Origin of the sequence: Glycomyces terrestris, from assembly GCF_003933745.1 — a bacterium.
GTDB classification, from domain to species: Bacteria; Actinomycetota; Actinomycetes; order Mycobacteriales; family Micromonosporaceae; genus Glycomyces; species Glycomyces terrestris.
In genome coordinates this window covers 717,496-730,322 of sequence record NZ_RSEB01000003.1, presented here as the reverse complement: position 1 = coordinate 730,322, position 12,827 = coordinate 717,496, and the positions used below count along the sequence as shown (strand labels likewise).

Genomic DNA, 12,827 nt, shown 5'->3' with positions numbered 1-12,827 from the left:
CGAAACCGTTAGATGTCCAGGAACCGGACGTCCTTGGCGTTCTCCTGGATGAAGCGGCGGCGGCTCTCCACGTCCTCACCCATCAGGACGCTGAAGAGCTCGTCGGCGGTTGCCGCGTCGTCGAGCTGAACCTGGAGGAGGTTGCGCTGCGAGGGGTCCATGGTCGTCTCCCACAGCTCGGTGTAGTTCATCTCACCGAGGCCCTTGTAGCGCTGGACGCCGTCGGAGCGGCGCGGGTCGGACTTGCCGGAGGCGATGCCCGCCTCGATGATCCGGTCGCGCTCGGCGTCGGAGTAGGCGTAGTCGACCAGGTCGCCCTTCTTGTTCCACTTGATCTTGTACAGCGGTGGCTGGCTCATGTAGACGTGGCCGAGCTCGATGAGCGGGCGCATGAACCGGAACAGGAGCGTCAGCAGCAGCGTGTTGATGTGGTGGCCGTCGACGTCGGCGTCCGACATCAGGATGACCTTGTGGTAGCGGAGCTTCTCGGCGTCGAACTCCTCGTGGATGCCGGTGCCCAGGGCGGTGATCATGCCCTGGACCTCGTTGTTCTTGAGGATCTTGTCGAGGCGGGCCTTCTCCACGTTGAGGATCTTGCCGCGGATGGGCATGATCGCCTGCGTGCGCGGGTTGCGGCCCTGCTTGGCCGAGCCGCCGGCCGAGTCGCCCTCGACCACGAAGATCTCGCACTCCTCCGGGTTCGTCGACTGGCAGTCGGCGAGCTTGCCGGGCATCGAGGAGGTCTCGAGGAGGCTCTTGCGGCGGGCCAGCTTGCGGGCCTGGGCCGCGGCCTTGCGGGCGTTCGCCGCGCTGGAGGCCTTCTGGACGATGATCCGCGCTTCCTTCGGGTGGCGGTCGAGCCAGTCGGGCAGCCACTCGTTGCAGACGCGCTGCACGAAGCCCTTGATCTCGGTGTTGCCGAGCTTGGTCTTGGTCTGGCCCTCGAACTGCGGCTCGCGCAGCTTCACGGAGATGATCGCGGCCAGGCCCTCGCGGATGTCCTCGCCGGAGAGGCGGTCCTTCTCGGACTTGATGATCTTCTTGTCGAGCCCGTACTTGTTGACGGCGTTGGTGAGCGCGGACCGGAAGCCCTCCTCGTGGGTGCCGCCCTCGTGGGTGTTGATCGTGTTCGCGAACGTGTACACCGACTCGCCGTACGACTCGTTCCACTGCATCGCGATCTCGACGGTGTGGAACTCCTTCTCGTCCTCGGCCGTGAACTGCACCACCGTGGGGTGGATCGGGTTCTTCGAGGCGTTGAGGTGGCGCACGAAGTCGGCGATGCCCTCCTCGTACTTGAAGGTGACCTGGCGGACGTTCCCCTCCTCGTCGAGGTGCTCGGGGCGCTCGTCGCGGAGGGTGATCGACAGGCCCTTGTTGAGGAAGGCCATCTCCTGGAGGCGGCGGTAGATCGTCTTGTAGTCGAACTCGAGGGTCTCGAAGATGTCGCCGTCGGGCCAGAAGCTGACGACCGTGCCGGTCTCGTCGGTGGGCTCGCCCTTCTCGAGCGGGCCCGGCTGGGCGTGCTTGTAGTCCTGGCGCCAGTGGAAGCCGTCGCGCTTGATCTCGACGGTGACGCGGGTCGAGAGCGCGTTCACGACCGAGACGCCGACGCCGTGGAGGCCGCCGGAGACCGCGTACGTCTGGGAGTCGAACTTGCCGCCGGCGTGCAGGACGGTGAGGGCGACCTCGACGCCGGGCTTGCCGAGCTTGGGGTGGATGTCGACCGGGAAGCCGCGGCCGTCGTCGCGGACGCTCACGCCGCCGTCGTCGGTGAGGGTGACGAGGATGTCGGAGGCGTAGCCGGCCATGGCCTCGTCGACCGAGTTGTCGACGACCTCCTGGATGAGGTGGTGGAGGCCGCGCTCGCCGGTGGAGCCGATGTACATGCCCGGGCGCTTCCGGACGGCCTCGAGACCTTCGAGGACCTGCAGCGAACTGGCGCTGTACTCGTCCTGCTGCTTCGCCGCCACCGGCAACTCCTTCTGTCGTTCACGCATCGTAGTGAGAAAGCTAGTCCATGGTTGTGACACTTTTCAGCCGTCTGGCCTCGGCGCTGCCGGATTGTCTGGTCCGGTGCCGGGGTGCGGGGCCCGCCGCGGCGGGTCGGCCATGGGGACGGCCGGACGCTGGGAGCGCCGGCCGGTGTGCATTCGTCAAGTCTACTGCGACTCGGCTTGCGATCCGGTGTCTGCGCGCCTCATTGTCGCCGCAGTCGCACTGGGAGCCGCGGACATGAACCCCCCTACGGACCTAGGGGTGTCCCGCTTCAGAACGTGTCACGAGAGCCATTAAACCGCACTCGCCTGGGGCCGTAGGAACGAGTCGGCTGCTTGGGTCCGGTGATCTTCAGGCGCTTGACCACGTTGGGGCCCAGGGCGGCGGCGATCTTGCCGTGGATCTGGCGCGAGAACAGCCGCAGCTGCGTGGCCCAGGCGGTGGACTCGGCGACGACGAGGAGCTCGCCGTTCTCGAGCTGCTCGGGCCGGCAGTGGCTCGCGATGTCGGGGCCGACGATGGCCTCCCAGCGGCCGAAGACCGAGGCGTCGGCCACCTTGCGGGTCCAGCCGTTCTTGCGGACGATCTGCGGCAGGAGCGCGCCGAGCGTCTCGGGGTCGCGCTTGTCGGGCCCGGGCCCGGACCACTCCTTGCGGAAGCGCGGGTCGTCGCTCTTGCCGCGGCGGCGCGGGCGGGGTCGGTAGTCGAAGCCGTTAGAGGACACGTTTGACCTCGCCTTCCCACACGTCGTAGCGGGCGCCGGCGAGCCGGTCGGGCACGTCCCCGGCCACGGCGCAGGTGATGAGCGCCTGCGGGGCGGCCTCGGCGTACTCGGCGAGGCGCTCGCGGCGCACGGCGTCGAGCTCGGCGAACACGTCGTCGAGGATGAGGATCGGGGCGGTGCCGTCGGCGCGCAGGAGTTCGAAGGCGCCGAGGCGGAGCGCGAGCGCGACCGACCAGGTCTCGCCGTGCGAGGCGTAGCCCTTGACGGGGAGGTCGCCGAGGACGAGGTCGAGGTCGTCGCGGTGGGGCCCGACGAGGGTGGAGCCGCGCTCGACCTCCTTGGCGCGGGCGGCGGCGAGCGCGGCGGCGAGGCGAGCGCCGAGGACGTCGCGGTCGGCGGTGAGGCCGTCGCCGAGCTCGGACTCGTACGTGAGGGCCACTTCGGCGCGGCCGTCGGCGATGCGCGAGTGCGCCTTGGCGACGGGTTCGGCGAGGTCCTCGAGGAGGGCGAGGCGCCCGGCCATGAGCTCGGCGCCGTGGGTCGCGAGGTGGGCGTCCCAGGCGTCGAGGGTGGCCATCTCGGCGCCGCCGGGGCCGCGGCCGCCAGTCTTCTTCGCGAGGTACGCGGTGCGCAGGAGGGTGTTGCGCTGCTTGAGGACCCGGTCGTAGTCGGCGCGCACGCCGGCGAAGCGCGGGTAGCGGGAGCACAGGAGCTCGTCGAGGTAGCGGCGGCGGGCCGAGGGCTCGCCGCGCACGAGCGCGAGGTCCTCGGGGGCGAACGCGACGGCCTTGAGGGCGCCGATGATCTCGCGGGGGCGCTTGAGGTCGGTGCGGTTGAGGCGGGCCTTGTTCGACTTGCCGGGGACGATCGCCAGCTCGGCGAGGAGGCGCCGGGAGTCGTGGAGGATCTCGGCGCGGACCACGGCCTGCTCGCAGCCCTGCCGGACCAGGGGCGCGTCGGAGGAGACGCGGTGGGAGCGGAGGTTGGCCAGGTAGACCAGGGACTCGACCAGGTTGGTCTTGCCGTGTCCGTTGGGGCCCACCAGGATCGAGGGCCCCTCGTCGAACATGACTTGGGCGTGCGCGTAGGACCGGAAGTCTGTCAGTTGCAGCTGTCGTACACGCACGCCTCTATGATGCCGCCTTGCTCCGGGGCGCTGCTGGCGAGCCCCGGTCGATGTTCGGTCGGACTGCGCGGGTGCCGGAACGCGGTTCCGGCCCCTGCGGCCGCGCTACTCGGACTTGACGGCGTGGCCGCCGAACTGGTTCCGCAGGGCCGCGACGGCCTTCATCGCCGGGGAGTCCTCCTGGCGCGAGGTGAAGCGGGCGAACAGCGACTCGGTGATGGCCGGGAGCGGGACGCGCAGGCGGATGCCCTCGTCCACGGTCCAGCGGCCTTCGCCGGAGTCCTCGACGTAGCCCTTGATGTGCGCGAGCTCGGGGTCGGCCTCGAGGGCGCGGTCCATGAGGTCGAGCAGCCAGGAGCGGATGACGGTGCCCTCGCGCCACGACTTGAAGATCGCGGGCACGTTGTCGACGTACTCGCTGGCCTGGAGCAGCTCGTAGCCCTCCGCGTAGGCCTGCATCATGGCGTACTCGATGCCGTTGTGCACCATCTTGGCGTAGTGGCCCGCGCCGACCCCGCCGGCGTGCACGAAGCCGTGCTCGCCCTCGGGCTTGAGCGCGTCGAAGACCGGCTGGAGCCGCTGCACGTCGGCTTCGGCGCCGCCGACCATGAGCGCGTAGCCCTCGGTCAGGCCCCACACGCCGCCGGAGACGCCCGCGTCGATGTAGCCGATGCCGTGGAGGCCCAGGGCCTGCGCGTTCACGGCGTCGTCGGTGAAGCGCGAGTTGCCGCCGTCGACGACGATGTCGCCCTCGCCGAGCAGCTCGGCCAGTTCGGCCACGGTGGACCGGGTGGCCTCGCCGGCGGGGACCATGACCCACACGGCGCGCGGGGCCTCCAGGGCCTCGACCAGCTCGGCGAGGGAGCCGACGTCGGCGACCTCGGGGTTGCGGTCGTAGCCGACGACCTGGTGTCCAGCCTTTTCGAGCCGCAACTTCATGTTGCCGCCCATCTTGCCGAGCCCGATCATGCCGAGTTGCATGTCGCGCCCCCTTTCACACGAAAGCGTTCCGCGGTGTTCGCGCCAGGGTCGTTCACGTCGTTGTGCGGTCAGGCGTCCCAGCGCAATGGTTGCAGCATGTACAGGTACCCGTCGTGGTTTGTGTCGGAATCCTCATCTTCGGGCGCGGGCTGCCCGGTCATCACGACGGGCTTCCCGAGCTCGTTCATCTTGAACGCGGTGTAGGGCGCGTCGACCGCGGAGAGCCCGTCGAGCAGGTACGTCGGGTTGAACGCGATCTTGCCCGGCTCGCCGTCGAGCGCGCAGTCCATCGCCTCGGAGGCCTTCGCGTCCTCGGCGCCGCCGGCCTCGACCACGAGGCCGTCCTCGTCGAAGGAGAGGCGGATCGGGGAGTTGCGGTCGCCGACGAGGGCGACGCGGCGGGCGACCTCGATGAGCTCGGAGGTCTTGACCTTCAGCGTGGTCGCGTACGAGGTGGCGAGGAGGCTGCGCAGCGGCGGCAGCTGGCCGTCGAGGACGCGGGAGGTGGTCTGGCGGCCGCCGGCGGTGAAGCCGATCATGCCGGGCGCGCCCTCGGTGCCGGTGGGGACGGCGATCGTCACCGGGCCGGAGAGGGAGCCGAAGGTGCGGGCGGTGTCGGCGAGGGCCTTGGCGGGCACCAGGACCGTGACGGCCACGTCGGAGGCGCCGGGCTCCCAGGACGAGTCGCGGATGGCCATGCGGTAGCGGTCGGTGGCGAGCATCCCGATGCCGCCGCCGGAGAGCTCGATCTGGACGCCGGTCATCGTCGGCAGGGTCTCGTCCTTGCCGGCGGCGACGGCGGTCTGGGCGACGGCCTTCGCGAACTCGTCGGCGTCGATCGTGCCGATCGCCTCGGGCATCTGCGGCAGCGAGGGGTAGTCCTCCAGGGGCATGGTCGGCAGGGTGAACCGCGCCGACCCGCAGGTGAGTTCGGCGTGGGGGCCGTCGACGACGAAGTCGACCGGCTTGTTGGGGAGGGCCTTGACGATCTCGGCGAGGAGCTTGCCCGAGACCAGCGCGGTCCCGGCCGACTCCCCGGTGACCTCGACGGTGACCCGGGTGGAGATCTCGTAGTCGAAGCCGGAGATGGTCAGGGTGCCCTCGTCGACCGACAGGCGGGCGCCCGCGAGGACGGGCACCGACGGGCGGGCCGGGAGGCTCTTCGCGGTCCAGGACACCGCGTCGGCGAAGGTGTCTCGATCGACTTGGAACTTCATGGGTTGCTCCTTCGCAGCGTTGCTCGGTTGTTCACAGCGCTATTACTAATGGTTTCTCTATAGATATAACTGTCGTCGTAGTAGTCGGTGCTGTGGAAACTGTGGAAAACCCGCCTTTCCGCAGCTAGCCCCGGCCACGGGCCTGTGGACGGCCTGTGGAGAACCTGTGGATGAATCAGGAGCTTATCCACAGGCTCCGACACCCGCCGAGTTTTCCACATCTCATCCACAGCCCTGTCCACAGCTTTTCCACAGGTTATGCACAGGGTTCTCCACAGCCTCAAAGCGAATCAGAATCGCACTCCCGCCTGTTTTCCACACTCCGTCCACAGGCTTTCCACAGATTCCGGGGCTTTTCCACAGCTTTTCCACAACCTTGTCCACAGGCCCGCTCATTCGTCGGTGTGTTTCAAACGGTTCGTCAATTCCGCGATCTGGTTGTAGAGCGCCCGCCGCTCAGCCATCTGCTTTCGGATCTTCTTGTTCGCGTGCATGACCGTGGTGTGGTCGCGGCCGCCGAACGCCTGCCCGATCCGGGGCAGCGACATGTCGGTCAGCTCCCGGCACAGGTACATGGCGACCTGGCGGGCGTTCACGAGGATCCGCGAGCGCGAGTTCCCCTTGAGGTCGGCCGAGGCGACGCCGAAGTAGTCGGCGGTGGCCTGCATGATCTGGTCGACGGTGACCTCGGTGGTGTTGCCGCCCTCGGGGATGAAGTCGTGCAGCACCTCCTCGGCCAGGCCCAGGTCGACCGGCTTCTTGTTCAGGCTCGCGTACGCGGTGACGCGGATGAGCGCGCCCTCGAGCTCGCGGATCGAGTGGTGGATCTGGGTGGCGATGAACTCGACGGCGTCGGTGGGGACGTTGAGCTCGTCCTGCACGGCCTTCTTGCGCAGGATCGCGATGCGCGTCTCCAGGTCCGGCGGCTGGATGTCGGCGAGCAGGCCCCATTCGAAGCGGGTGCGGAGCCGGTCCTCGAGGGTCTGGAGCTGCTTCGGCGAGCGGTCGGAGGAGATCACCAGCTGCTTGTTGGCGTTGTGGAGCGCGTTGAAGGTGTGGAAGAACTCCTCCTGCGTGCGCTCGCGGTCCATGAGGAACTGGATGTCGTCGATGAGGAGGATGTCGACGTCGCGGTAGCGGCGCTGGAACGCCTGCTGGCGCCGGTCCGACAGCGAGTTGATGAAGTCGTTCGTGAACTCCTCGGTCGTCACGTACCGCACGGACTGGGCGGTGCCGAGGTCGTGCGCGTAGTGGCCGACGGCGTGGAGGAGGTGGGTCTTGCCGAGCCCGGAGCCGCCGTAGATGAAGAGCGGGTTGTACGCCTTCGCGGGGGCCTCGGCGACGGCGAACGCGGCCGCGTGCGCGAACCGGTTGGAGGAGCCGATGACGAAGGTGTCGAAGTTGTAGCGCGGGTTGAGGCGGCCGACGCCGTCGACGGCCTTGGCGGGCGCGGCCTGGTGGGCCTTGGTGAGGTGGCCGCGGCGCTCGGGGTCCGGGTCGTCGGAGGGCGGGGGCGCGACCGGCGGCGCGGCCCCGTTGTCCTTGTGCCCGTCGGCGCGGCGGGCGGCGGTCTCGGAGAGGACCCGTTCGAGCTCGGCGCCGTCGGCCGGGGGCTCGGGGGCGCGGTCCTCCCAGCGGGGGGCCTCGGCCTCGGCGGGCCGGTTCGGCTGGTGCGGGATCGCGGCGGGCCGCTCGGGCTCGGGCGCGGGCGGCGCCTCGGCGGCCTCGCCGGCGCGGAACGCGGCGGTGTCGAACAGGCTCGGCGGGTTCTGGGCCGGCACGGTCCGCGGGGCGGGCGGCTCGGGGTCCTCGAACCGGGGGCGCTCGAACACGATCGTGGCGTCGGCGGCGTGGTCGTCGACGGCCTTGCCGTTGACGGGGGCCGGCGGCGGCTCGGGGGCGGGGGCCGGCTCGGCCTGCTTCTCCTGGAGGGTGACCGCGATCTGCGTCGGCTGGCCCAGGTGCCGGGAGAGGGCCTCGCTGATCGGAACGCGGAGCTTGGACTCGAAGGCCGAGCGGGCGAACTTGTCGGGGGCGGCCACGATGAACGTGCCGGGCATCGACAGCACCGGCTGGGACAGGCGCATCCACGCCGCCTGCTGGCGGGTGAGCGACGACGCCTCAGCCAGCTCGGCGGTCACCGCCGACCAGACTGCCGACAGATCTTGGTCGGTCACGTTCGCCATCCCTTTGTGCTCGTCTTCTGTCCCCGAACGGTCGGTTTCGCGAAGTTCGGAGGCCGCTACCGGTAGGCTCCGATGCAGGCGTTCCGCACCGCCGCACCCGGTTCCCCTGGTGCCGCCCGCGGCGCGTTCCAGCAAGTTTTCCACAGGTTATCCACAGGGCTTCAGCTGCCCTGTGCACATGCGCCGCTTGTGACAATGTTTCCTGAATCACGGTCATGACCTGCTGTTTCTTGCGACTCCCGCCACGATGCCGTTCCGGCGCCGCAGAAGTCGTCCACCATCCGGGCGAAGTTATCCACAGGCTGCTCGGACCGGTCGCGCGAGCTCCGGCGACGCCTTCCGGGGCCCTCCGGGAAGGACGGTGGGGCCGGCCGCGGCGGGCGGGCGCGGCGCGCCACCGGGTTGGCGACCGCGCCGGTGCGGCGAGTAACATGAGGTGGTTGCCCGTCGACCCAGAGGGGCATGCCACACCCGCCGTCAGCGGCTGGGGCCTCCGGTGAAAGCCCTGCTAGGCTGTTCTCCGCGTCCCCGTAGCCCCGAACCGGGGCTGGGCCCCGAGGGCCCGGCGCAGTGGCAATTTGATTCGTAATGGGAGACATCCGTCGTGAGCAAGCGCACCTACCAGCCGAACAACCGCCGTCGCAAGCGCACCCACGGCTTCCGGCTGCGCATGCGCACCCGCGCCGGCCGCGCCATCATCAACGCGCGCCGCAACAAGGGTCGCAAGCAGCTGACCGTCTGAGCGCTTGCCTCCGGACCCCTGCGCGAGGCGGGCCACGGCCCGCCCGCGGGGGACCCCGATGAGGACGTGATCCAGTGCTACCAGCCGACGCGCGCATCCGCAGCAGCCGGGACTTCGGTGCCGTGCTCAAGCGCGGCCGCCGCGCGGCCCGCGGCGGCGTCGTCGTGCACTGGGCCCCGGCGAGCGCCGACCAGCGCGCAGGCGAGAGCACAGAAGAACACCAGACGACACCGTCCGGAGCCGGAGCGAACAGCTCGGCGCGGGCGGGTTTCGTCGTCTCCAAGGCCGTCGGCAACGCCGTCGTCCGCAACAAGGTGAAGCGCCGCCTGCGGCACGCGGCCGCCGCGGAACTGCCGCACTGGCCGCCCGGCACCGACGTGGTCGTGCGGGCCACGCCCAAGGCCGCCGAGCGCGACTACGACGAGCTCCACCGCGACCTGGCCGAGGCCGTCAAGGCGGCCCGCAGCCCCAGGAGCGGGCGCCCGCGCGAGCAGCGGGGCCGGCCATGACCGTCCCCGCCGTGGGACCGGCGCCCCTCGACCGCTCGCACCCCGCCCCCGAACACCTCCTGGACGCGGCGCCGTGCGAGTCGCCTTCCGCGCAGTGCTCCGGTTCGCCTTCGGCACCATGCTCGTGTTCGCCATCGGCGCTGCACGAATGTTCGCCCTCGGCGCCGTGTGGTTGTTCGCCTTCGGCGCCACATGGTTGTTCGCCTTCGGCACCGTGTAGTTGTTCGCCTTCGGCACTGCACTCCTGTTCGCCCTCGGCGAAATGCGTTGAGCGCGAGGCGCAGTCCGTCCTGGTCCGGGTGGTCGCGGCACCGGTCGTCGCGTACCGTCGGTGGATAAGCCCGGCCCTTCCGGCCCGCTGCCGCTTCTACCCCAGTTGCAGCGCATATACCCTTGAGGCGCTGTCCGAGCACGGTGCCGTCCGTGGCATATGGTTGAGCCTGCGACGGCTGGGACGGTGCCACCCCTTTCATCCGGGGGGTTTCGACCCCGTGCCCCCCTCGGCACCGATGAGCACGTGATGATTTCGAAGAGCGAGATGACTGGAGTCCGCAAGTGATGGAGTGGGCCTACGACGGCGTGTCCTGGGTGCTGCTGCGGTGGCACGACCTCTGGTCGAACGTCTTCGACGGGAACCAGGCATTGGCGACCGACTGGGCATGGGTCCTCGCCATCGTCGGCGTCGTCATCACGCTCCGCGTCATCCTCTTCCCCTTGTTCGTCAAGCAGATCCAGTCGCAGCGCGCCATGCAGAAGCTCGCCCCCGAGATCAAGGCGCTCCAAGAGCGCTACAAGGGCGACCGCGAGACGCTCCAGAAAGAGATGATGGAGCTGTATCGGAAGGAGAAGGCGAACCCGCTCATGGGCTGCCTTCCCATCCTGATCCAGATGCCCGTCTTCCTGGCGCTGTTCCACGTGCTGCGCCGCCCCGACCCCGACCAGACGATGCACCACACGCTCTACGGCTGGACCGAGAGCAACTGGGACACCTACGTCGACGCGAAGCTCTTCGGCGCCCCGTTCTGGAGCACCTTCCTGACGCCGGCCGACCAGCTGGCCAAGGTCGACGCCTCCGCGCTCGACGTGAAGCTCGTCGCCGGCGTCCTCGGCGCGGCGATGATCCTGACGACCTTCCTCACCACTCGGCAGATGATCCTCAAGACCGGCTGGAACGAGGACCCGAACCAGCGGATGATCCAGAAGGTGATGCTCTACGGCATCCCGGTCATCATGATCTTCTCCGCGGGCGCGTTCCCGATCGGCGTGGTCATCTACTGGACCGTCAACAACCTGTTCTCGCTGGCACAGCAGCAGTTCGTGCTGCACAAGTACCCGCCGCCCGCGCAGAACAACGCGAACGCGAAGCCGCCGAAGCCCGGCTCGAAGGCCCACGAGAAGATGCTCGAGGAGCAGCGCGAGGCCGAGCAGCGCCGCAAGGAGCTGGCCCCCAAGCCGGGCCAGAAGCCGAAGCAGTCCGGCCAGACCCCGAAGGCGAAGCCGGAGTCGGGCGTCAACGGCGCGAGCGTCAACGGCGCGAACGCCGCCAAGGGCGGCCCCGGCGCGGGCAAGAACCTCTCACGGGCCGAGCGCATCGCGCGGGCTAAGAAGGTCAGCGGCGCGCAGCAGACCTCCAAGAAGAAAAAAGGCTAGGGGGACGGTCCGGGGCGGCGCAGGCGCCACCGGATCAGCCACAATGGTGCAAACTAGGCTTATAACGAGCGATAGGACGAGTTGGCAATTATGGGAGCAACGGTGCGGGAGGACGAGGTGGCCTCCGAAGACGACCTCTTTGAGCAGAGCGAAGTGGCGGCCGACTACATGGAGGGCCTCCTGGACATCCTCGACCTCGACGGGGACATCGACGAACTCGTCGTCGGCGACCGCCCCCAGGTCGAGATCGTCGGGGAGGACCTCGGCGGCCTCGTCGGCCCCAAGGGCCAGACCCTCGAAGCCCTCCAGGAACTGTGCCGCCTCGCGGTGTACCGCAAGACCGGGGACCACTCGCGGCTGATGCTCGACATCGGGGGCTACCGCGCCGGGCGCCGCAAGAAGCTCGCCGAGCTGGCCGAGAAGACCGCCAAGCGCGTCATCGAGACCGGCAGCGTCGTCAAGCTGGACCCGATGAGCGCCTTCGAACGCAAGTGCGTCCACGATGTCATCAACGCGACCGACGGCGTGCAGAGCGAGTCCGAGGGCGCCGAGCCGCGCCGCCGGGTGGTCGTGAAGCCGGCGGATGACGAGTAGCGCAGGAGACCGGAACGCATGAGCGAAGAGCCGGAAGGCTCTGAACCCGCCGAGGCCAATGTTTCACGTGAAACATTGGCCTCTGTGTTCGGAGCGGATGACGAGCGGATCGCCCTGGCCGAGGGGTACGTCGGCCTGCTGTCGACCATCGGGATCGAGCGCGGCCTCATCGGGCCGCGGGAGGTGCCGCGGCTGTGGGGCCGGCATGTGCTCGGCAGCGCCGTGGTCGAGGAGCTGATCCCGGCGGACGCCGACGTGATCGACGTGGGCTCCGGCGGCGGGCTGCCGGGCATCCCGCTGGCGATCGCCCGCCCGGACCTCTGGGTGACCCTGGTCGAGCCGATGCAGCGCCGCGTGGACTTCCTCGACGAGGTGATCGCGGCACTCGGCCTCCGGAACGTGGAGGTGCTGCGGGCCCGTGCCGAGGAGGTGGACCCGAAGGGGAAGGCCGACGTCGTCGTCTCCAGAGCGGTTGCGCCCCTGGGGAAGCTGGCCGGCTGGTGCCTGCCGCTGGCCCGGGTCGGCGGGCTGATGCTCGCCGTCAAGGGCCAGAGCGCGGGCGAGGAGATCGCGCGCGACGCGAAGCTCGTCCGGCGCCTCGGCGGCGGGCCGGCCGCAATCGAGGTGTGCGGCGAGTCGAAGCTGAGCGACCCCGTGTTCCCGGTCCCCGCAACGGTAGTGGTGATCGAGCGGGTGCGCTAGGCCGCCGGGGCAACGCGTCCCGAGAATTCATCAAGCGAATACCGAAGTGCCGCAACAAGTGCCGCGATGCCGACCGCATCGCGGCACTTCGCATTCGGCGTTGCGCGCCCGATTCGGATAACCTATGCCGAGTAAGTTACTCCGAGCAGGGCGATGTTTCACGTGAAACATTCGGCCCGTAGTCTGTGGCGGTGAACGTGCGCGACCCCCTTCCCCCCGAAGATCGTGAACACAGCTCCCTTGGCGGCGATACCCCGGCTGAACGGCGTATCCGGAACCTCCTCGATGCGGCCGTGAGCGAGGAGGCGCCGCCCGCGCGACGCCACCGCTATCGAGAAACCTCTCCCGAATCGGGTGGCGCAGCCCCGGCCTACGGGCAGACTGGGTCAGAATCGGTT

General features: G+C 69.3%; 13 protein-coding genes. 7 read left to right on the top strand and 6 right to left on the bottom strand.

The window, feature by feature from the left end:
- Positions 1–8: 8 nt before the first annotated feature.
- From gyrB to dnaA, 6 genes are all read right to left on the bottom strand, one after another.
- Positions 9–2,000, bottom strand: a complete 1,992-nt coding sequence (gyrB, locus tag EIW28_RS13325; protein ID WP_187350605.1) for a DNA topoisomerase (ATP-hydrolyzing) subunit B — start codon at positions 1,998–2,000, stop codon at positions 9–11.
- A 269-nt stretch (positions 2,001–2,269) separates the two neighbouring features.
- Positions 2,270–2,722, bottom strand: a complete 453-nt coding sequence (locus EIW28_RS13320; protein WP_125248168.1) for a DciA family protein — start codon at positions 2,720–2,722, stop codon at positions 2,270–2,272.
- Positions 2,712–3,791, bottom strand: coding sequence for a DNA replication/repair protein RecF (gene recF, locus EIW28_RS13315; protein WP_408612216.1), 1,080 nt, complete (start codon positions 3,789–3,791; stop codon positions 2,712–2,714). The genes EIW28_RS13320 and recF overlap by 11 nt, the downstream gene beginning before the upstream one ends.
- Before the next feature lie 162 nt (positions 3,792–3,953).
- Positions 3,954–4,901: a phosphogluconate dehydrogenase (NAD(+)-dependent, decarboxylating) gene (gene gnd, locus EIW28_RS13310; RefSeq protein ID WP_232013992.1), complete on the bottom strand. Its 948-nt coding sequence runs from the start codon at positions 4,899–4,901 to the stop codon at positions 3,954–3,956.
- Positions 4,898–6,046 (bottom strand): DNA polymerase III subunit beta, encoded by a 1,149-nt coding sequence (dnaN, locus tag EIW28_RS13305; protein WP_125248165.1) that lies wholly within the window; start codon positions 6,044–6,046, stop codon positions 4,898–4,900. Before dnaN ends, gnd begins: the two co-directional genes overlap by 4 nt.
- Before the next feature lie 392 nt (positions 6,047–6,438).
- Positions 6,439–8,232, bottom strand: a complete 1,794-nt coding sequence (gene dnaA / locus EIW28_RS13300) for a chromosomal replication initiator protein DnaA (protein ID WP_125248164.1) — start codon at positions 8,230–8,232, stop codon at positions 6,439–6,441.
- Positions 8,233–8,836: 604 nt separating this feature from the next.
- Between dnaA and rpmH the strand changes: the two genes are divergently transcribed.
- The 7 genes from rpmH (at position 8,837) to rsmG (ending at position 12,429) form a co-directional block, all read left to right on the top strand.
- On the top strand, positions 8,837–8,974 hold the full coding sequence (rpmH, locus tag EIW28_RS13295; RefSeq protein ID WP_106362847.1) for a 50S ribosomal protein L34: 138 nt from the start codon (positions 8,837–8,839) through the stop codon (positions 8,972–8,974).
- Positions 8,975–9,048: 74 nt separating this feature from the next.
- Positions 9,049–9,483, top strand: a complete 435-nt coding sequence (gene rnpA / locus EIW28_RS13290) for a ribonuclease P protein component (protein WP_125248163.1) — start codon at positions 9,049–9,051, stop codon at positions 9,481–9,483.
- A 73-nt stretch (positions 9,484–9,556) separates the two neighbouring features.
- Entirely contained in the window at positions 9,557–9,703 is a 147-nt protein-coding gene (locus tag EIW28_RS24970; protein ID WP_232013971.1) for a hypothetical protein, read from the top strand.
- Positions 9,704–9,773: 70 nt separating this feature from the next.
- Positions 9,774–10,004 (top strand): membrane protein insertion efficiency factor YidD, encoded by a 231-nt coding sequence (gene yidD / locus EIW28_RS24965; protein WP_331852306.1) that lies wholly within the window; start codon positions 9,774–9,776, stop codon positions 10,002–10,004.
- Between the two features lie 37 nt (positions 10,005–10,041).
- Positions 10,042–11,133: a membrane protein insertase YidC gene (gene yidC, locus EIW28_RS13280; protein ID WP_125248362.1), complete on the top strand. Its 1,092-nt coding sequence runs from the start codon at positions 10,042–10,044 to the stop codon at positions 11,131–11,133.
- Between the two features lie 90 nt (positions 11,134–11,223).
- The gene (locus EIW28_RS13275) at positions 11,224–11,727 is read left to right on the top strand and encodes a Jag family protein (protein WP_125248161.1); all 504 of its coding nucleotides are present in this window, start codon (positions 11,224–11,226) and stop codon (positions 11,725–11,727) included.
- 84 nt (positions 11,728–11,811) lie between these two features.
- Positions 11,812–12,429 carry a 16S rRNA (guanine(527)-N(7))-methyltransferase RsmG gene (gene rsmG, locus EIW28_RS13270; protein ID WP_232013969.1) on the top strand — a complete coding sequence of 206 codons (618 nt, stop codon included), beginning with the start codon at positions 11,812–11,814 and terminating at the stop codon, positions 12,427–12,429.
- Positions 12,430–12,827: the final 398 nt, after the last annotated feature.